The sequence below is a fragment of the Acidiferrobacter sp. genome (assembly GCF_054609335.1).
This window is the reverse complement of sequence record NZ_JBTRWP010000002.1, coordinates 91,841-110,859: the sequence shown is the minus strand read 5'-3', so window position 1 is coordinate 110,859 and position 19,019 is coordinate 91,841. Positions and strand designations below refer to the sequence as shown.

General features: G+C 63.0%; 17 protein-coding genes and 1 other RNA gene. All 18 read left to right on the top strand.

Annotated elements, in window-relative coordinates:
- Positions 1-284: cytochrome c1 (locus ACYCTF_RS01115; RefSeq protein ID WP_461284417.1), on the top strand; the 284-nt coding region annotated here is incomplete at its 5' end.
- A gap of 1,023 nt (positions 285-1,307) precedes the next feature.
- The gene (gene tal, locus ACYCTF_RS01110; protein WP_461283034.1) at positions 1,308-2,429 is read left to right on the top strand and encodes a transaldolase; all 1,122 of its coding nucleotides are present in this window, start codon (positions 1,308-1,310) and stop codon (positions 2,427-2,429) included.
- Positions 2,430-2,465: 36 nt separating this feature from the next.
- Positions 2,466-2,801: RNase P RNA component class A (gene rnpB, locus ACYCTF_RS01105), an RNA gene on the top strand.
- A 187-nt stretch (positions 2,802-2,988) separates the two neighbouring features.
- A complete protein-coding gene (gene mraZ / locus ACYCTF_RS01100; protein WP_461283047.1) occupies positions 2,989-3,438 on the top strand; it encodes a division/cell wall cluster transcriptional repressor MraZ in 450 nt (149 codons plus the stop codon).
- Positions 3,435-4,373 carry a 16S rRNA (cytosine(1402)-N(4))-methyltransferase RsmH gene (gene rsmH, locus ACYCTF_RS01095; protein ID WP_461283033.1) on the top strand — a complete coding sequence of 313 codons (939 nt, stop codon included), beginning with the start codon at positions 3,435-3,437 and terminating at the stop codon, positions 4,371-4,373. Before mraZ ends, rsmH begins: the two co-directional genes overlap by 4 nt.
- Entirely contained in the window at positions 4,370-4,651 is a 282-nt protein-coding gene (ftsL, locus tag ACYCTF_RS01090; RefSeq protein WP_461283032.1) for a cell division protein FtsL, read from the top strand. The genes rsmH and ftsL overlap by 4 nt, the downstream gene beginning before the upstream one ends.
- Positions 4,648-6,372, top strand: coding sequence for a peptidoglycan D,D-transpeptidase FtsI family protein (locus ACYCTF_RS01085; RefSeq protein ID WP_461283031.1), 1,725 nt, complete (start codon positions 4,648-4,650; stop codon positions 6,370-6,372). Before ftsL ends, ACYCTF_RS01085 begins: the two co-directional genes overlap by 4 nt.
- Entirely contained in the window at positions 6,369-7,826 is a 1,458-nt protein-coding gene (locus ACYCTF_RS01080) for a UDP-N-acetylmuramoyl-L-alanyl-D-glutamate--2,6-diaminopimelate ligase (RefSeq protein WP_461283030.1), read from the top strand. The genes ACYCTF_RS01085 and ACYCTF_RS01080 overlap by 4 nt, the downstream gene beginning before the upstream one ends.
- A complete protein-coding gene (locus tag ACYCTF_RS01075; protein ID WP_461283029.1) occupies positions 7,823-9,190 on the top strand; it encodes a UDP-N-acetylmuramoyl-tripeptide--D-alanyl-D-alanine ligase in 1,368 nt (455 codons plus the stop codon). Before ACYCTF_RS01080 ends, ACYCTF_RS01075 begins: the two co-directional genes overlap by 4 nt.
- Entirely contained in the window at positions 9,171-10,247 is a 1,077-nt protein-coding gene (gene mraY, locus ACYCTF_RS01070) for a phospho-N-acetylmuramoyl-pentapeptide-transferase (protein WP_461283028.1), read from the top strand. The genes ACYCTF_RS01075 and mraY overlap by 20 nt, the downstream gene beginning before the upstream one ends.
- Positions 10,244-11,593 carry a UDP-N-acetylmuramoyl-L-alanine--D-glutamate ligase gene (gene murD / locus ACYCTF_RS01065; RefSeq protein ID WP_461283027.1) on the top strand — a complete coding sequence of 450 codons (1,350 nt, stop codon included), beginning with the start codon at positions 10,244-10,246 and terminating at the stop codon, positions 11,591-11,593. Before mraY ends, murD begins: the two co-directional genes overlap by 4 nt.
- The gene (gene ftsW, locus ACYCTF_RS01060; RefSeq protein WP_461283026.1) at positions 11,586-12,734 is read left to right on the top strand and encodes a putative lipid II flippase FtsW; all 1,149 of its coding nucleotides are present in this window, start codon (positions 11,586-11,588) and stop codon (positions 12,732-12,734) included. Before murD ends, ftsW begins: the two co-directional genes overlap by 8 nt.
- Positions 12,731-13,807 carry an undecaprenyldiphospho-muramoylpentapeptide beta-N-acetylglucosaminyltransferase gene (gene murG / locus ACYCTF_RS01055; protein WP_461283025.1) on the top strand — a complete coding sequence of 359 codons (1,077 nt, stop codon included), beginning with the start codon at positions 12,731-12,733 and terminating at the stop codon, positions 13,805-13,807. The genes ftsW and murG overlap by 4 nt, the downstream gene beginning before the upstream one ends.
- The gene (gene murC / locus ACYCTF_RS01050; RefSeq protein ID WP_461284416.1) at positions 13,800-15,191 is read left to right on the top strand and encodes a UDP-N-acetylmuramate--L-alanine ligase; all 1,392 of its coding nucleotides are present in this window, start codon (positions 13,800-13,802) and stop codon (positions 15,189-15,191) included. The genes murG and murC overlap by 8 nt, the downstream gene beginning before the upstream one ends.
- Positions 15,188-16,075, top strand: coding sequence for a UDP-N-acetylmuramate dehydrogenase (gene murB / locus ACYCTF_RS01045; protein WP_461283023.1), 888 nt, complete (start codon positions 15,188-15,190; stop codon positions 16,073-16,075). Before murC ends, murB begins: the two co-directional genes overlap by 4 nt.
- On the top strand, positions 16,072-16,980 hold the full coding sequence (locus tag ACYCTF_RS01040) for a D-alanine--D-alanine ligase (RefSeq protein WP_461283022.1): 909 nt from the start codon (positions 16,072-16,074) through the stop codon (positions 16,978-16,980). The genes murB and ACYCTF_RS01040 overlap by 4 nt, the downstream gene beginning before the upstream one ends.
- Positions 16,977-17,756: a cell division protein FtsQ/DivIB gene (locus ACYCTF_RS01035; protein WP_461283021.1), complete on the top strand. Its 780-nt coding sequence runs from the start codon at positions 16,977-16,979 to the stop codon at positions 17,754-17,756. The genes ACYCTF_RS01040 and ACYCTF_RS01035 overlap by 4 nt, the downstream gene beginning before the upstream one ends.
- Positions 17,749-18,990, top strand: a complete 1,242-nt coding sequence (gene ftsA / locus ACYCTF_RS01030; RefSeq protein ID WP_461283020.1) for a cell division protein FtsA — start codon at positions 17,749-17,751, stop codon at positions 18,988-18,990. The genes ACYCTF_RS01035 and ftsA overlap by 8 nt, the downstream gene beginning before the upstream one ends.
- Positions 18,991-19,019 lie beyond the last annotated feature (29 nt).

Genomic DNA, 19,019 nt, shown 5'->3' with positions numbered 1-19,019 from the left:
GGGGCGGGATCTACACGAAGAACGGCACGCTCCTCGTGCCTGGTCGTGAGTCGCCTGCGGTCTTCGATCGCCACGTGGCTGACGTGGTCGCCTTCCTGCGCTACGCGAGCGACCCCTCGATCTTCGAGCGCCGCGCCATCGGCCGTTACGTGATCGGCGCCTTCCTCATCCTTGCCATCCTGGCCTACTTCCTGAAGAAGGATTATTGGCGGGGTATCCACGAGAAGCGCGCCGACGATGCGGTCGGGAAGGCCAAATCGGGTAAGCCGGTAACGAAGAGCTGAGTGTGGTGCCCAGACGCGGTGGCGATGATCGCTGCCGCGCCTGGGAGGCCGTCTTGCTCACTGCCATACCATCGCGGGGAATGATTCTGTTCTATCGGTACACAACATCACCCCCAACCTTCGCTGGGCCTTTTGGGGAGGATGGGATTCCACGGATGGACCTCCTGAACGGCAGATAACCGACGTATTGCCAACACATCGGCCGACGATCGCCCATGTCGACAATGGCTGACAATCTGCCAACCATGAACTCGGGGTGGAGTCGGTCTTACCGTGTTATCGCCTCGCACCGCCAGAGCCAAGACGACGTGCCCTTGGCCGCACAGAACGATCCCCAGATGACGAGAGGCCGGCAGGAAGGTGGAGTGCGGAAAGCTACGTGCTCTGTTTGACGAGGCGGGGACTGGAAACGTAGCACGGCCGAGATAACGTGGTACCCGCAGACGAAGGGGCAGGCCCCAGGGAATACAAACTTCGACCCCCCCAACGCACTCGTCCTCGACCCTACGGCGGGAGGCCCACGCTAAGAACGATCACAGCGGCTCACAGAAAGAGCGCAACGCTCAAGCCGACACGGAAGGATTGAGGTCTTGGATGCGCGCCGCCGCCCGCGCGAGTGAAATGCACACTGCTGCGATCTTCCGTACCCTGACGGGGCCTCGGCCCGCATCCCAGAGCCAGCCTTGCGGAGTAGGGCGCGGAGGTTGTAGCCACACCGCCATGATCATACCGAACCCCAGGGTCGCGCGGGCCCCGGATAACCGGGTCGCGGCAGACGCCCATGGGATATGTGGGAAGGGCGGAAGGCCTGCTTTTGCGAGGGAAGGCGCCCAGGGGCCTTGGGAACCTTGCGCTAAACTGGAGGATCAAGGATATTCATACGAGGGCCACGGGCGGGTCGGTGCGGGCGTTTGCGAAACGGCGAGACGGCGCTTGGGCGGTCCCTGAATTACAAGATATTGATAGCCGTCTTCCGGCGGTCGGGGCGGGAAACGCGTCAGCATGGGGAGTGGACGATCCGGGATGAAGGATGTCGAGAGGATAGCGGCGCTTGGGCAGCGCATATGGTACGACAATATCAGCCGCGATCTGTTGGCGAGCGGGGGGTTGCGCGCGCTCGTCGCGCAGGGCGTGCGTGGGGTCACGACCAATCCCACGATTTTTGAGAAGGCCGTCGGAGAGGGCGAGCATTACGATGCCGACATCCGCGCTCTCGATGCGCAGGGCGCCGCGCCCAGGGCCATGGTCCGCGAGCTCATGATCAGCGATGTCCGCCGCGCGGCCGACATCTTGCGCCCCGTGTTCGACGTGAGCCTCGGGGTCGACGGTTATGTGAGCATCGAGGTAGCCCCGGACGAGGCGCAGGATACACGCGCCACGGTGGCCGAGGCGAAAATGCTGTGGGATGCCATCGCCCGGCCCAATGTGATGGTTAAGATCCCGGCGACCGAGGCCGGCTATGAGGCCATACGCGAAGTGCTCGCGATGGGGATCAACGTCAACGTCACCTTGATCTTCTCGCCACAGTCCTATGAGCGGGTCGCGGGCGCCTACAGTCGAGCTTTGGAGGATAGGCTCGCGCAGGGGCTTTCCATCGACCGGATCGCATCGGTCGCGAGCGTGTTCGTAAGCCGTGTGGACACCGTTGTGGATGCCTTGTTGCAAGAAAAGTTGAAAGTGGCCCCAGTGGCTGAGGCCAAGCGTCTGAAGGCGCTCCTGGGGCGCGCCGGTATTGCCAATGCGCAGCGCATCTATCAGCGCTACAAGGATCTCTTTCGAGGCAAGGATTTCGCCCGACTAAGGGCGCGGGGCGCCCGCCCGCAGTGGCCGCTTTGGGCCAGCACGAGCAACAAGAACCCGGACTACGCCGCGACTTGGTATATCGATCGCCTGATCGGGCCCGATACCATCAATACCGTTCCGCCCCAAACCTTTCAGGCGCTCCTGACGCACAAGCCGCGGGCGCTTCTGGAGGCCGAGATGGCGCAATCGCAAACCGTACTCGATGGCCTGCGCCGCGAGGGGGTGGATCTCCCGCAGATACTGGACAACCTATTGGACGAAGGTCTCGGCTCGTTTCTGCGGTCCTATGAGACCCTGGTCGCGCGTCTGGCTCATAAAAAGGAGACTCTCGCGACATCTTAAGCCCGGTGCGGCGCGGAACCGGGTATACTGGCCAGGGGAGTCGGCTAGGCAGTCGCTGCTGAGAGGCAGAGGAAAGTCCGGGCTCCGCAGGGCAAGGTGCCAGGTAACGCCTGGGAGGCGCGAGCCTACGGAAAGTGCCACAGAAAATATACCGCCCGTCCTGACGGGTAAGGGTGAAATGGTGCGGTAAGAGCGCACCGCGCCGGTGGTAACATCGGTGGCAGGGCAAACCCCACCTGGAGCAAGACCGAATAGGGGGACTATGGCGCGGCCCGCGTCGTCCCCGGGTAGGTTGCTTGAGGCGCCTGGTGACAGGCGTCCCAGAGGAATGACTGTCCACGACAGAACCCGGCTTATCGGCCGGCTCCCCCCTTACCTTCCTTAATCTTATCTAAAGTGACGCTTTGGGCGGTCCAAGGGCTCAGGCCTCGAGGCCGGCCCGTCATCGTCTCTCGAGCCCTTTTCATCGCGCGCGCTTGACTTCGCTTTTCCTGCGTCTCTATAGTGTCGTGAAGTGGGCGAATGTGGTTTTTTGTGGGATCGAGGCGCAAAGGGCGTGATGTTCCGCGGCGTAAACAGCGTAAGTCTCGACAGCAAGGGGCGAATTGCCATCCCCACTCGCTATCGGGAGGATCTGCGCACGCAGTGTGAAGGCCGGCTTATCATGACGGTCGACCGCGACCATTGCCTCCTGCTTTATCCGCTTCCTGCATGGGAAATCATAGAAGCCAAGCTCGTGGCATTGCCGAGCTTTACCCCCCAGACACGACGCCTGCAGCGGCTGCTGATCGGGCACGCGACGGAGTGCGATATGGACGGGGCGGGGCGCATCTTGGTGCCCGCGCCACTGCGCACCTTTGCTGCCCTGGATAAAGACATCATGTTGATTGGACAGGGGAATAAATTCGAATTGTGGGATGCAGGGACATGGGATACGCGACGGACCGAATGGCTCGCGCAGACCGACAGCGAAGATCTGCCCGCTGAGCTGCAGTCCTTGTCGCTGTGACCGAGGGACATAGGCCGGTTCTTTTGGCCGAGGCCCTCGATGCACTGGCGGTGCGACCTGAAGGGCGCTATCTCGACGCCACCTTCGGTCGCGGGGGGCATAGCGCGGAGATACTGACGCGGCTTGCGCCGACGGGTCGGTTGCTTGCGATGGATCGCGACGACCAGGCGATCGAGGTGGCCACGCGGCGTTTCGGGGAGGACCCGCGTATGACGATAGTGAAAGGGCGCTTCTCGATGATGGAGGTCGATCGCGGGATGGCGCCGTGGCAAGGAGGCTTTGATGGAATGTTGTTCGATCTGGGGGTGTCGTCTCCCCAGCTGGATGATGCGTGCCGTGGATTCAGCTTTCGGAAGGACGGGCCGCTCGATATGCGCATGGATCGGCAATCGCGACCGTCGGCCGCTGAATGGCTGAACAGTGTCCCCGAGGCTGAGATCGTGCGTGTGCTCCGCGATTTCGGAGAGGAACGCTTCGCGCGACGCATCGCGCGCGCGGTCGTGGCTACGCGGGTCGATGCCCCGATCATCACGACGTCGCAGTTCGCGGCGCTCGTTGCGCGCGAAATCCCGCGCCGCGAGCCTGGACAGGATCCGGCGACCCGTGCCTTTCAGGCCTTGCGCATCCTCGTGAACGACGAATTGGGAGAATTGACCCGTGCGCTACCGGCCGCGCGGGATTTGTTGAGGCCGGGCGGACGGCTTGTTGTGATTAGCTTCCATTCACTGGAAGACCGTATCGTGAAGCAGTTTTTCGCGCATGAGGCACGTGGGGATGCCTATCCGACGCGCCTGCCGATTCCGCAGGCTATGCTGGCTCCTCGCCTCAAGGTGATCGGGAAGCCTGTGCGGCCAGGCGTTGCCGAATGCGCCGCCAACCCGCGCGCCAGGAGCGCGGTCATGCGTGTCGCCGAACGCCTAAGGGAGGCCTCGTGAGTCGGCGGTCGGTCGGTTTCTGGCTTGTCGCGCTTGTGGTGTCGGCCTTGGCGCTTGTCGATGTCCGCAACCGCTACCTGCTGCTCTTCGGCCGCGAACAGCACCTCACGAGCCAAAGGGACGCCTTGCATGTGGAATGGGGGCGCCTCTTGCTGGAACAGGGAACGCTTGCCGCGCACCGGCGCATCGATAGGATCGCGCGACACCACCTCGACATGGTGATGCCGGATCCGCGGCGCATCGTGCTCATTTACACTCAACCGTCGAATCTCCCATGAGCACGCCGGGCCACTATCTCGTCGTCACCGGCCAAGCCGGTTTCGGGCGATCGTCTTTTCTGCTGGCCCTGATGCTGGCGGCGCTGGCGCTCATGGCCGTGCGGGCATTTTTCCTGCAGGTCGTGGATGCGCCCTTTCTCCGCCATGAGGCGAGGCGTCAGGCGATAGAGACCGTGCAACAAGAGGGGCATCGAGGCATGATCGTGGACCGCCACGGGCAGCCGCTTGCGATCAGTACGCCCGTGGATTCCCTCTGGGCGAACCCCCAGATCCTATCGAAAGAACCGGCTGTGTGGCCGCGTCTGGCGCACGCCATCGGTTGGCGCACGGCGACTTTGCGAAGCGCTCTTGCCGCGCAACGGCGCGAGCAGTTCATGTATCTGCGTCGGCAGGTGGATCCGCGGTATGCCGCGCGCATTCTCGATCTGCGTATACCGGGGGTGGCCTCGCAGCGCGAGTATCGGCGCTATTACCCGGCGGGTGCGGTCGCTGCGACCCTGATCGGGTTTACGAACATTAACGACCAAGGTCAAGACGGTGTCGAGCTCGCTTATAACGCCCTGCTCAGTCCGCATCGCGGGCGCGCGGTTGTGATTCGCGATGGCTTGGGTGAGCCTATCGCCGTGCGCCGGGGCCCCCGTCCCCCACGGCCCGGGCATACCCTGGTCTTGAGTATCGACGAGCGCATCCAGTATCTCGCCTACCGTGAACTTCTCAAAGCGGTTCGTTACCATGACGCGAGCAGCGGCTCCGTCATTGTTCTCGACGCCCGGTCGGGTCAGGTTCTGGCGCTCGCCAATGTGCCGAGCTTCAACCCCAACACGCGCAGCGACTTGAACAGCAGCTATTATCGTGACCGTGCCGTCACTGACGTGATCGAACCCGGCTCGTCTTTGAAGCCGTTCACGATTGCGCTGGCTTTGCAGTCGGGTCGCATCGTACCCCACACACTCGTCAGCACTTCGCCAGGAAGCTACTGGGTGGGGCCTGATCGGATCAGCGACGTTGCAAATTTCGGCCTCATCGATGTGTCGCATGTTATCGCCGAATCGAGCAATGTCGGGGCGTCCAAGATCGCCCTTACGACTCTGACGCGCCAAGCCATGTACCAGAATTTTCTCCGCCTGGGTTTTACCCATTCGACCAAGAGCGGCTTGCCGGGGGAGTCGAGCGGTTTCTTGAGTCCGCCAAACACCTGGGAGCCTATCCAGAAGGCAACTTTGGCATTTGGTTACGGAATCTCCGTGACCCCCATGCAAATGGCGCGGGCCTATACGGTGTTCGCCGATGGCGGCCTCTTGAGGACGATCAGTATTCTGAAAGACGCGGTACCCTCCCCGGGGCGGCGCGTTTTTTCGCCACGCGTCGTTCGTGACATGCGCCACATGCTGGAGCTCGCGGCAAGTCCAGCCGGGACGGGGGCGACGGCCGACGTCGTGAATTATCGCGTAGCTGGCAAGACCGGAACGGCCCACATCGCGGACCTGAAGGGTTATCATAAGCATCGCTATGTCGCTTCTTTTGGTGGTTATGCGCCGGCGTCGGATCCGCGGCTCGTGATCTTCGTCGATATCCGGGATCCCCGTAAGCATGGTTATTATGGGGCTGAGTCCGCGGCGCCTGTGTTCCGCAAAGTCATGACCGGCGCCCTACGGATACTGAACATCCCTCCCGACGACCCCGTGACCACGATGGCGCGCGCGCAGACGAGGTGGCCATGACCACGATGTTGAGCGCTCTGCTAACAGGCATTCGACAGCTTGGTCGGGACGCCGACCGTGCCGTCGCCACCTTGACCCTGGATAGCCGAACGGTGGTGCCCGGGGCCCTGTTCATGGCTTTGACCGGAACGAGTCAGGATGGCCGTCGTTTCATAAGTGACGCCGTGGCGCGCGGGGCGGCGGCGGTCGTGAGTGAAAGCGCACCCGACGGACAGCTCGGGTCTGTGCCCATCATCGCCTGCCCAGGTCTGCGCCCCTTGGTTGGGACCATCGCCGATCGTTTCTATGGAAGTCCTTCGAACGCTTTGTCGGTGATTGGAATAACGGGTACCAATGGCAAGACCACGACCAGTCATCTCATAGCGCAGGCGCTTAGCACGCGCACGCCCTGTGCTGTGATCGGCACCCTCGGCAATGGTTTCCCAGGGGCCTTGTTACCCGCGGACAGGACCACGCCGGATGCAGTCTCGCTCCACCGTTGGTTGGATCGTTTTCGCCGCGAGGGCGCGCAGGCCGTATCGATTGAGGTCTCTTCCCATGCGCTCGACCAGGGGCGGGTGGGCGGCGTGCGATTCACAGGCGCGGTCTTTACCAATCTCACGCGCGATCACCTCGATTACCACGGAGACATGGGGCGCTACGGGGAGGCCAAGGCTTTGTTGTTCACCCTACCCGAGCTCGCGTTCGCGGTCTTGAACGGCGATGACCCTTTCAGTACGACCCTGCAAGCCCGACTTCACCCCCAGGTGCGTCCCTGGATTTATGGGAGCGCGGGCGATGTCCGGATAAGAGATGCCCACGCGACTGGCGAGGGGCTCCAGATCGAGTTCATTGTCCCGGACGGATCCGTAACGCTCACAAGCCCGCTCATTGGGCGATTCAACGTTTACAACCTCGCCGCTGCTCTGACGGCATTGCTCGCTTCGGGCTGGAAGGCGGAAGATGCCGCGGAGGCGCTCGCGACCGTAGCCCCGATCCCGGGGCGCATGGAACCCTTTCCCGGCCGCGTCGACCAGCCGTTCGTCGTGGTCGACTATGCCCATACCCCGGACGCCCTTGAGAAGGCCTTGGCTGGGGCGCGCGCCCATACCGCAGGGCGCGTCGTGTGCGTGTTTGGCTGCGGCGGCGACCGTGATCGCGGCAAGCGCGCGCTCATGGGCGAGTGTGCCAGCCGTTGCGCCGACCTTGCGATCGTCACCCACGACAATCCCCGGCACGAGGATCCCGCGCGGATCGTGGCCGATATCCTGTCGGGTGTGCCCGATGATGCCCGCGGGAGATTCATCGTCATGGGCGACAGACACGCGGCCATCGCGCGGGCGTTGCGCGAGGCGTCCGCGGGCGACATCGTCGTCATCGCCGGGAAAGGGCACGAGGAATATCAGCAATTCGGTGATCGCCGCGTCCCCTACAGTGACCGGCTCACGGTGCGCCAGCTCCTGGAGGTTTCATGATGACCATCGACGAGGCGGCCATGGCGGTCGGCGCCGTTGTTGGCGATGCCTCCGGGCGCATCCATGGCGTGGCGACGGACACGCGCACGATGACCCCCGGTTGCCTGTTCGTTGCCCTGCGCGGTGCGCGTTTCGATGGCCATGCCTTCTTGCGGGACGCGGCCTCCCAGGGTGCTGTGGCAGCCCTGACCGACCGACCGCGCGAGCCGGGTTGGCCACAGTGCCTCGTTGTGCCGGACACCCGTCACGCCCTGGGTCGTCTGGCAGCTTACTGGCGCCGCAAAATGCCGGCCAAGGTGCTCGCCGTGACCGGGAGTAATGGCAAGACCAGCGTCAAGGAACTAACCGCGCGCATATTGGCTGTGGGGCGGCAGGGGATCGCCACCCAAGGCAATCTCAATAACGATATCGGTTTGCCGCTCACACTGCTCAGGTTGCGGCCCGAGCATGATTATGCGGTCGTGGAGCTTGGCATGAATCGGCCCGGCGAGATCGCGGCACTCGGGGCGCTCGCCGCACCCGACGCGGCGGTAGTCACGAACGCGGGATCCGCGCATTTGGAAGGTCTCGGCACGGTCGAGGCGGTGGCCCACGAAAAGGGGTCTTTGTACTCGATCTTGGGGGGGCAGGGGACCTCCGTGATCAATGTCGATGACAACTACGCCGCGTATTGGAAGGGCCTCGCCCCGGGGCCGATATTGACCTATGGGCTAGGCCAGGCAGCAGACGTGTCGGCCCGGTTCACGCTCCGAGACGACGGTACTGAACTTAGCATTCGCGCCCCGGGATGGAGCGCCCCCCTAGCGGCTCGCCTCGCGCTCTTGGGGCGCCATAACGTGGCGAACGCCTTGGCGGCGACGGCGCTTGCTCTGACATTCGGTGTCTCGCGCGAGGCGATAGCACAAGGTTTGGCGCAGGCGGCACCCGTTGCGAGCCGTCTCCAGAGCGTTCCTGGTTTTGCCGGTTCACGGTTGATAGACGACAGCTACAACGCCAATCCGGATTCGGCGCGCGCAGCCCTCGATGTCTTGGCCGGTTTGCCCGGCGAGCGCTGGTTCGTCTTGGGCGATATGGCCGAGCTGGGGGACGCGGCCGCTCTGATGCACCGAACCTTCGGCGCGGCAGCTGCCGCCTCCAAAATTGAACATCTCTGGACTCTGGGGCCGCTTGCCCGCGAGGCGGCCGCGGCATTCGGCGCGGGCGGGCGTCACTATGAGGATCACGAAACTTTGTCGCGAGATCTGAAGGCGGCACTTCACAAGGACGCCGTGGTGTTGGTCAAGGGGTCGCGGAGCATGCGCATGGAGCGCGTTGCGTCCGCCCTGCGTGCTGGTGGAGGGCCGGATGCTACTGCTCATCCTTAAGGCCTTCGGGGCCGGCTCGACCGCCCATCTCCTCGCCTGGCGCGCCCTGCTCGCGCTACTGACGGCGTTCGCTCTCGGTCTTGCCGCCGGTCCCGCGATGATTCGTAAGCTCACGGCGCGGCTTATCGGGCAGACGGTCCGCAAGGATGGTCCGCAGAGCCACTATCAGAAGGCCGGTACGCCGACCATGGGCGGCCTGCTCATGCTGTTTACAATCACGGTATCGACGCTCCTTTGGATGCGGCTTGGCGACGCCGACACGTGGATCGCGCTTGCGACCTTATTGTTGTTTGGTGCCATCGGATGGGCCGACGATTATGTGAAGCTCCTTTCGAAGAATCCGCGCGGAATCGGCGCACGGGCAAAATTTGTGTCACAGGCTGTCGCGTCGGTGGCGGCAGCTGCCGCCATCTTCGCTTGGGCGCACAAGGGGCCGGATACTGCCTTCTATCTGCCGTGGGTGGCTCATCCCTTGGCCCAGCTCGGCATCTTCTCGTTCATCTTTTTCGCCTTCCTAGTCATCACTGGCGCGAGTAACGCGGTCAATCTCACCGACGGCCTCGACGGCCTCGCGGCCTTTCCGACGGCCATGGTCGCGGGTGCTCTCGCGGTCCTCGCCTATGTCGCGGGTTCAGCGCATTTCGCCGGACAGGTCGATCACCCCTTTGTCCCAGGCGCGCAGGAACTCGTGGTTTTCTGCTGCGCGATCATAGGTTCTGCGCTGGCTTTTCTCTGGTTCAACGCCTATCCGGCCCAGGTGTTCATGGGCGATGTGGGGGCACTTGCGCTCGGCGCCGCGCTGGGTGTTGTCGCTGTTGTCATCCGACAGGAGATTCTGCTGTTCGTCATGGGCGGTGTGTTCGTGGCCGAGACTGTCTCGGTCATGTTGCAGGTCGGCTCTTTCAAGCTCACCGGGCGGCGCATTTTCAGGATGGCGCCCCTTCATCACCATTTTGAGCTGAAGGGCTGGCCGGAGCCGCGGGTGATCGTGCGGTTTTGGATTGTCACCCTCATTTTGGTGTTGGTGGGGCTATCCACCCTCGGGGGGCTACCATGAGCCGACATGCGATCGTTCTGGGTTTGGGCGAGACGGGCCTATCGTGTGTCACGTATCTGTTGTCGCAGGGTTATGACGTCACGGTGTGTGATACACGCCCCACGCCCCCGCTCCTGGAAGGTCTGCGTAAGCGTCATGCGCAGGTATCCGTACTCACGGGCGCCCTGCGTGAAGAGGTCCTTGGCGGTGCCGACCTGCTGGCGGTGAGCCCGGGTCTGTCCCTGAAGGAGCCGGCCATCGCCATCGCCCGCCGCCAGGGCGTGGCGGTCGTAGGTGACATCGAGCTCTTTGCCCGCGCGTGTCTCGCGCCTGTCATCGCCATCACGGGCTCCAACGGCAAGAGCACGGTCACGACCTTGGTCGGTGATCTGCTCAAGGGGGCGGGCTTCAAGGTCGCGGTGGCGGGTAACATCGGTGTGCCGGTACTGTCGTTATTGGCCGAGCCCCCGCCTGACGTTTACGTTCTCGAGCTTTCGAGTTTTCAGCTGGAGACGACCGCGAGCCTGAATGCCCAGGCGGCCACTGTCTTAAACGTGAGCCCCGATCATATGGATCGCTACGAGGATCTGGCTGAATACGCCCATGCCAAGGCGCGCATTTTTACGGGAATGGGGCGCATGGTTATCAATCGCGATGATCCGTGGGTCACCACCATGGCCCACGAAGATCGCGAGGTGGTCTCGTTTGGCCTGAATCGGCCGATCGGTCACGATTTCGGCCTGATCGACCATGTCGGCGAGCCGTGGATCGCCCATGGGCGCCATCCTTTGATGCCGGTGGCCGCTGTGCCACTCCCAGGACGCCATAACATCGCCAATGTTATGGCTGCCTTTGCGCTTGCGACTACCGTGAGCCGCGACCTCCCAGCGATGGTGGAGGCGACAGCAAACTTCCAGGGCCTTGCCCATCGGACCGAGGTGGTGGGTCGGCACGAAGGTGTTGAATGGATAGACGACTCGAAGGGGACGAACGTCGGTGCGACGACCGCCGCCATGGCCGGGCTTGCCGGGCGCGTGGTCCTGATCGCCGGCGGTGACGGCAAGGGTGCGGATTTCTCGCCGCTTGCCCCGGTTGTACGCGACAAGGCCCGTGCCGTGGTGCTGATAGGGCGCGATGCCAAGCGGATCGAAGAGGCGGTCCGTGGTTCGTGCCCGATCGTCCACGCGGGCGATATGGAAGAGGCCGTGCGCCTGGCGCGCGATTATGCAGAGCCTGGTGATCACGTGCTCTTGTCGCCTGCGTGCGCGAGCTTTGATATGTATCGCAATTATGCGCATCGTGGCGAGGTTTTCGCCGACGCGGTTCGGCGCCTCGTGATTGGGCGCCAAGGGGGTGGTCATGGTTGACGCGAACGACGCGGCTGTCGCCCGCCGCTCACCACCGCTGGACCCGGTTCTTCTGTATACCTTGTATACGCTGCTTGGCTTCGGCCTTGTCATGGTGTACTCGGCATCGGCGTTCGTCTCTATCCATAGGGCTGGTTACAGCATCTATTACCTCTGGCATGACGGCGTGAACACCGCGCTCAGCCTCGTGACGCTCATGGTGGTGGTCACCATCCCCATGACCGTGTGGCGCCAGATCTCCCCCTATCTGCTGATCGCAGGGCTTGTGGCGCTGGTTATGGTCTTGATTCCGCATGTCGGTGTGCGGGTCAATGGTTCCGCGCGCTGGCTGTCGCTTGGTGTCATCAATATCCAGCCCTCGGAGTTCCTGAAGCTCTTCCTGGTCCTCTATCTGGCGGGCTACCTCGTGCGCCGCCAGGGGCGCTTAAGTGAGTTCACTCACGGTATCCTTACCGTCGCCACCCTGCTCATGGTGACTGGCGTGCTGCTCCTGCTCGAGCCGGATATGGGCAGTGAGGTGATTTTATGGGCGGTTGCCTTCGGCATGCTGTTCGTGGGCGGCGTCCGACTGAGTCACTTCTTGGCGGTGGTTCTTTCGGGGGTGGGGGCGGGTGCCGTGCTGATCCTCGCATCCCGCTATCGCGAGCAAAGAGTCATAGGCTTTTTGCATCCCTTCGCGCAGGCCAAGGGCGATGGCTATCAGCTCGTGCAATCGCTCATGGCGTTTGGGCGCGGAGGTTGGCTTGGGCGCGGACTCGGTCTCAGTATTCAGAAGCTCTATTATTTGCCGGCCGCCCACACAGACTTCCTATTTGCGATTGTCGGCGAGGAGTTCGGGTTTCTTGGCGTGCTGTTTGTCATCGCGCTCTTCGCCGTGCTTGTGATCCGCGCGTTCCGAATCGCTGAGGCCGCGCGCGTGGCCGAGGATCTTTACGCCTGCTATGTCGCTCAAGGGGTCGGTATCCTGATCGGCTTGGAGGCCATCATCAACATGGGTGTCGACATGGGCGTTCTGCCAACCAAGGGGCTCGCCCTACCGCTTTTAAGCTACGGAGGCTCCAGTACTCTAATGAGTTGTGTTGCGCTTGGCCTCTTGCTCCGTATCGATCGCGAACTGAAGGCCCGAGGGGCATCGCGATGAAGAGCGTTCTGATTGCTGCTGGCGGGACCGGGGGCCACGTGTTCCCGGCGCTCGCCGTGGCCCAGGCCTTGCGGGCCGAGGGGGTCACTGTCGTCTGGGTGGGCACCCAGCGCGGCCTCGAGGCGCGCGTCGTGCCGGCGGCCGGTTTCCCCATTGAGTGGATCACGATCCAGGGCTTGCGGAGAGGTTCGCTGCGCGATCTCGCGTTTTTGCCGGGGCGCCTGCTCATCGCTCTTTGGCAGACGTTCCAGATCTTCAGGCGGTGGCGTCCGGATGCAGTCCTTGCGCTCGGCGGCTTCGTCGCCGGCCCCGGCGGGATGATGGCGTGGCTTATGCGCACGCCGCTTGTCGTACACGAACAAAATGCGCTCGCGGGCCTTACCAACCGTGCGCTCGCCTTGTTCGCTGATCGCGTTCTCTGCGGGTTTCCGGAGGCGTTCCGTTCTCTGCCTGGGGCCGTTCACACGGGGAATCCCGTGCGGCCCGAGATACTGCGCGTTGCGCGCCCCGAGACCCGGCTTCGCGACCGCGTCCCGCCACTGCGCGTGTTGGTCGTGGGGGGGAGCCAGGGGGCGACAGTGTTGAATACTGTCCTGCCGCAGGCCGCCGCCCTTATCGATCCCGCGTGGCGGCCTGTCATCCATCATCAAACCGGGCAGAGAGAGTTGGCGTCCACCGAGGAGGCGTATCGTAGCCGCGGCCTCGATGCCCGCGCGACCGCGTTCATAGACGATATGGCCGCGGAGTATGAGTGGGCTGATGTGGTGGTGTGCCGGGCGGGCGCTATGACGATCGCCGAGTTGTGCGCGGTCGGTACCGCCGCTGTCCTAGTCCCCTTCCCTCATGCGACGGACGACCATCAGACGGCTAACGCCCGTTTCCTGGCTGATCGGGAGGCGGCGCTCCTGGTGCCGCAGGGCGAGTTTTCCCCATCGCATTTGGCAGAGTTGCTCGAAGGCCTGGCGCGCGCCCCCGAGGTGGGCATGCGTATGGCTGAGCGTAGTCGATCGTGCGCCATGCCCGATGCCACGGAACGGATCGTCGCGGCATGTCTGGAGGCGGCGTATGCATAACGTCCATCGTATCCATTTCGTGGGCATAGGCGGCGCCGGCATGTGCGGTATCGCCGAAGTTCTTCATAACCTCAAATTCGAGGTGTCCGGATCGGATGCGGCCGAAAGCGCCAATACCCGTCGCCTCGAGGGTTTGGGGATACGCGTCCATATCGGCCATGACCCAAGCCTCGTGCGCGTGCAGGATGTCGTCGTCGTTTCTTCGGCGATAGCGTCAGAAAATCCCGAGGTGATGGCGGCACGGGCCGCCAAGATCCCCGTCATTCCGCGCGCCGAGATGTTGGGTGAACTGATGCGTCTCCAGCAAGGGGTGGCGGTCGCAGGGACTCATGGGAAGACCACCACCACGAGCCTCGTGGCCAGCGTCCTGGGTCAGGCGGGACTCGACCCGACCTTCGTCATAGGCGGTCGCTTGAATAGCATCGGCAGTCATGCGCGGCTCGGACGCGGTCGCTATCTCGTCGCGGAGGCCGACGAAAGCGACGCCTCGTTCCTCCATCTCCAGCCCTTGATCGCGATCGTCACGAATATCGACTCAGATCACATGGGTACCTATGGCGGGGACTTTCAGCGCCTCAAGCAGGCCTTCCTGGCCTTCCTGCATAACCTGCCTTTCTATGGACTCGCAATCGTCTGCATAGACGATCCGATCATTCGCGAACTGTTGCCGGATATCCATAAACCCGTTCTGACCTATGGTGTGAGTGACGACGCGCAGATACGCGCCCACCATATTATGCAAGAGGGCCAGAACATGCGCTTCGCGGTCGCCTATTGTGGTGAGGAGTTGTGGCTCGAGGCCTCGATGCGTCACCCCGGCCGCCATAACGTACTGAATGCGCTTGCCGCGATTGCCGTAGGTCATGAACTGGGGGCTAAGCGCGAAGATATCGCGCAGGGTCTCATGGCGTTCGCGGGGATAGGGCGCCGCTTTCAGATCAACGCCCTAAGCCCCGTCGAGGGCGGTGACATCCTTTTTGTGGATGATTACGCGCACCATCCCCGCGAGATTGCCGCGACGCTGGAGGCGGCGCGCGAGGGGTGGCCTGATCGCCGCCTGGTGGTGGTCTTTCAGCCGCACCGTTACACAAGGACTCACGATTTGCTCGAGGATTTCGCCGCAGCCTTGTCGGAGATCGAGCACCTCTTCGTGACCGAAGTCTATAGCGCTGGGGAGACCCCGGTGAGCGGTGCCGATGGGCGTACGTTGTGTCGGTCTATCCGAGCGCGCGGACGCCATCCGGTGTTCGTGGAAAGTCTGGCGGATCTCCCGCGCATTCTGGCCCCGGTCGTGGGCGCCAATGATCTGGTCTTGACCCTGGGCGCCGGCAATATCGGGCAGGCAGCCCTGGCCTTGCCAGAGGCACTGAAGGGGATGCGATGACCTGCCCAAGCCCCGCTCGGAACGACATCGTTCGCTATGACGAGCCGCTTGCGCCGCATACGACGTGGCGCGTCGGAGGGCCGGCCGACGTGCTCTGTGTGCCGCCTACGGTACCTGCGCTCTCGACCTTCCTGTCTGCGCATCCCACGTTACCGCTTCTGTGGCTTGGGCTTGGCAGCAATACGCTCGTCCGCGATGCGGGCATCCGCGGCTTGGTCGTGATCACGGCGGGCGGTCTTGCAGGGCTTGGGTTCGAGGGCCAGGCCATACGCGCCGAGGCGGGCGTACCGCTTGCCAAGCTTGCGCGCTTCTCCGTGCAATCCGGATACACCGGGCTCGAGTTCCTCGCGGGTATACCGGGCACGGTCGGTGGGGCCCTCGCGATGAATGCGGGCGCCGCCGGCTGTGAGATCTGGGAGCAAGTGGCGGCGGTCGAGACGGTCGATCGGAGCGGGGAACGGCACGTGCGTACGCGCGTCGATTTCGAAATCGGTTATCGGAGCGTGAGGTTTTTCCGCGAGGAATGGTTCGTGAGCGCTTTGTTCGAACTGTCTCCCGGTGATCCGCCCCTTGGAATGGCGCGTATCCGCGAGCACCTCGGAGTGCGCAACCGAACACAGCCTGTACAGACAGCGAATGCCGGGTCCGTTTTCCGCAATCCGCCCGGCGACCACGCCGGTCGATTGATAGAGCAAGCGGGCCTCAAAGGATTACGCGAGGGCGGCGCGGTGGTGTCTGAGCGTCACGCCAATTTCATCATCAACGATGCAGCGGCCACGGCCTCCGATATTGAGCGCCTGATCCTTCGAGTTCAGGCAGAGGTCCATGAGCGCATGGATGTGTGGCTGGAGACCGAGGTGAAGATCGTGGGAGACGCTGCATGAGTCCTTACGGGAAGGTCGCGGTCTTGTGCGGAGGGGCCTCGTCCGAGCGCGAAATCTCCCTGAAAAGTGGCGCTGCGGTGCTTGCCGCGCTGCGCGCGCGGGGCGTGGATGCTCATGGGGTGGATGCCGGGCGCGATCTGCCGATGCGGCTTGCCGAAGGTTACGATCGCGCCTTTATTGCGCTTCACGGGCGGTTGGGTGAGGACGGATGTGTGCAGGGTCTGCTCGAGGTCATGGGCATACCTTACACGGGCAGCGGTGTTGCCGCCTCGGCGCTTGCCATGGACAAGGTGGCGACCAAGGCGCTGTTCCTGGCGTCTTCTCTCTCGACACCGGATTATCGCGTGATCGATACCGAGGCCGATCTCGCGGCCGCGGCAACGCTTGGATTCCCTCTTATCCTGAAACCCGTGTCCGAGGGGTCGAGTGTCGGCGTAAGCCGGGTGGCACAAGCCACGACCCTTGCCGAGGCGTTTCATAAGGCGCGCGCCTTTGGTTTCGTGCTGGCTGAGACTTGCATCGTGGGCCCCGAGTACACCTGCGCCATCCTCGGGGACCGGGCTCTACCAATTATAAGACTAGAGACGCCGCATGACTTCTATGACTACGAGGCGAAGTATCTAGTCGGCACGACGCGCTATCACTGTCCGGCGGGCCTGACGCCAGAACGCGAACTTGCGATGCAGGACCTTGCCATGCGGGCGTTCAAGGCCTTGGGCGCGCGTGGCTGGGGCCGTGTGGACATTATGGAAGACAGCGCCGGTCGATTTTACGTGCTGGAGCTCAATACCGTTCCGGGCATGACAGATCATAGTCTCGTGCCGATGGCCGCCCGCGCTGCAGGATTGTCCTTTGAGGATCTGGTGCTCGAGATCTTGTCGCAAACTTTGGGGGATGGCCTGTGAGCGTCGGCGCAGACATCAGGGTACGGCCGACCCGCAATCGGCGGACATCACGCTGGTACGGGCGCTTTCGCGGGCTCAACCGGCGTCACTTACGCATCGCGGCCTTCGCGCTTTCGGCCCCGTTCGCGGCGTGGGGACTCCATTCCTTGCTTGCGCCTGGAAGGTTCCCGGTCCGGTCAGTGCGCGTCGTAGGCCACCTCGGTCACATCCCGCAGCCTCTGCTCGTGGCCGCCATCCGGCCTTTCCTATCCCAGGATTTTTATACTCTGCCGCTCGATCAGGTGGGGGCCGCCGTGAAGGCGGTCCCATGGGTCGGCTCGGTGCGCGTCGAGCGCCGCTTTCCAAGAACCCTTGTCATCCATGTGAAGCGTCTGCACCTCAAGGCGCAATGGGCGCGCGGCGGGTGGCTTGATGCGCAGGGCCTGCGCGCGCACTTGGATCATTATGAGCAGCCCAAAGGCTTGCCCTTGTTCCAGGGGCCGGCAGGCACTGAGAGCGCCATGTGGGCTCATTATGGACGCTTCGAGGCGCTCCTGAAGCCTGTCGGTTTGACGATAGCGACGCTCACTTTATCCGACCGAGGCGCTTGGCGTGCGACCTTGAGGGGAGGACCCAAGGTTGTTTTGGGTCATGACTCTTACGCGCGGCTCGCACGCTTCGTCGCGGTTTTTCCGCAGCTTGAGAGCGAACGGGCGAAGATGCGCCAGGTGGATTTGCGGTACACGAATGGTTTTGCCATAGGCTGGAAGACGGGCTCGGGAGATAAAAATGACTAAAAGGGGGGAAACCCGGCTTGTAGTGGGGCTCGATATTGGAACCTCTAAAGTGCTTGCAATCGTAGGCGAGGTTGGGCCAGGCGGGGCAATAGAGATCATCGGCGTTGGCCACCAGCCATCGCGGGGTCTGAAAAAGGGTGTGGTCGTCAATATCGAGTCGACCGTCCAGTCGATACAGCGCGCGGTCGAAGAGGCTGAGCTCATGGCCGGCTGCCAAATTCACTCGGTTTACGCAGGCATAGCCGGAAGCCACATAAATTCCGTCAACTCGCATGGAATCGTTGCCATAAAGACCAAGGAGGTCGGGCAAGGGGACGTCGATCGCGTCCTCGAGGCGGCGCGCGCGCTACCGATCCCGGCGGATCAGAAGATTCTCCACATCCTTCCGCAGGAGTACATCATCGATCGCCAGGAGGGGGTCCGCGAACCCATTGGCATGTCGGGGGTGCGCTTAGAGGCTAAGGTTCACATCGTGACGGGTGCCGTGAGCGCCGCTCAGAATATCATCAAATGCGTGCGGCGTTGCGGGCTCGAGGTCGAGGACATCATCCTTGAACAATTGGCGTCGAGCATCTCGGTTCTGACTGAGGATGAAAAGGAACTCGGCGTGTGCCTGGTCGATATCGGTGGCGGCACGACCGACATATCGGTCTTCACGCAGGGCGCAATCCGCCACACCTCGGTGATCCCCATCGCCGGCGACCAAGTCACAAATGACATCGCCGTAGCGCTGCGCACGCCTACGCAATACGCCGAAGACATCAAGAAACAGTGGGCCTGCGCCTCTGGGCGCGGCGTCGAGGATGGTGTGGTGGAGGTCCCGGGCGTGGGGGACCGCGCACCGCGCAAACTTTCCCGGCAGACGCTCGCGGAAGTGGTCGAGCCGCGCATAACGGAATTGTATGAGCTGATTGCCGATGATTTGCGCAAGAGCGGCTTCATGGACCTGTTGGGCTCGGGGATCGTGTTGACCGGTGGGAGCGCGAAGATGGAGGGCATGGTTGAGTTGGCTGAAGAGGTATTTCACGTGCCGGTGCGACTGGGGGTCCCGCAGTACGTGGGAGGATTAAGCGGCGTAGTGCACAACCCCATATTCGCGACCGGCGTTGGTCTTGTTTTGTACGGGCACAAGCAGACAGCGAGCGCTGTTTTTGCGCCAACGGGCCGCCAGAGCCCGGGGCGTTTTTCGGAAATATTGAATCGCATGAAAAGTTGGTTTCAAGGGAATTTTTGACATCGGGAAGGAAGTCGGTGCGACATCCA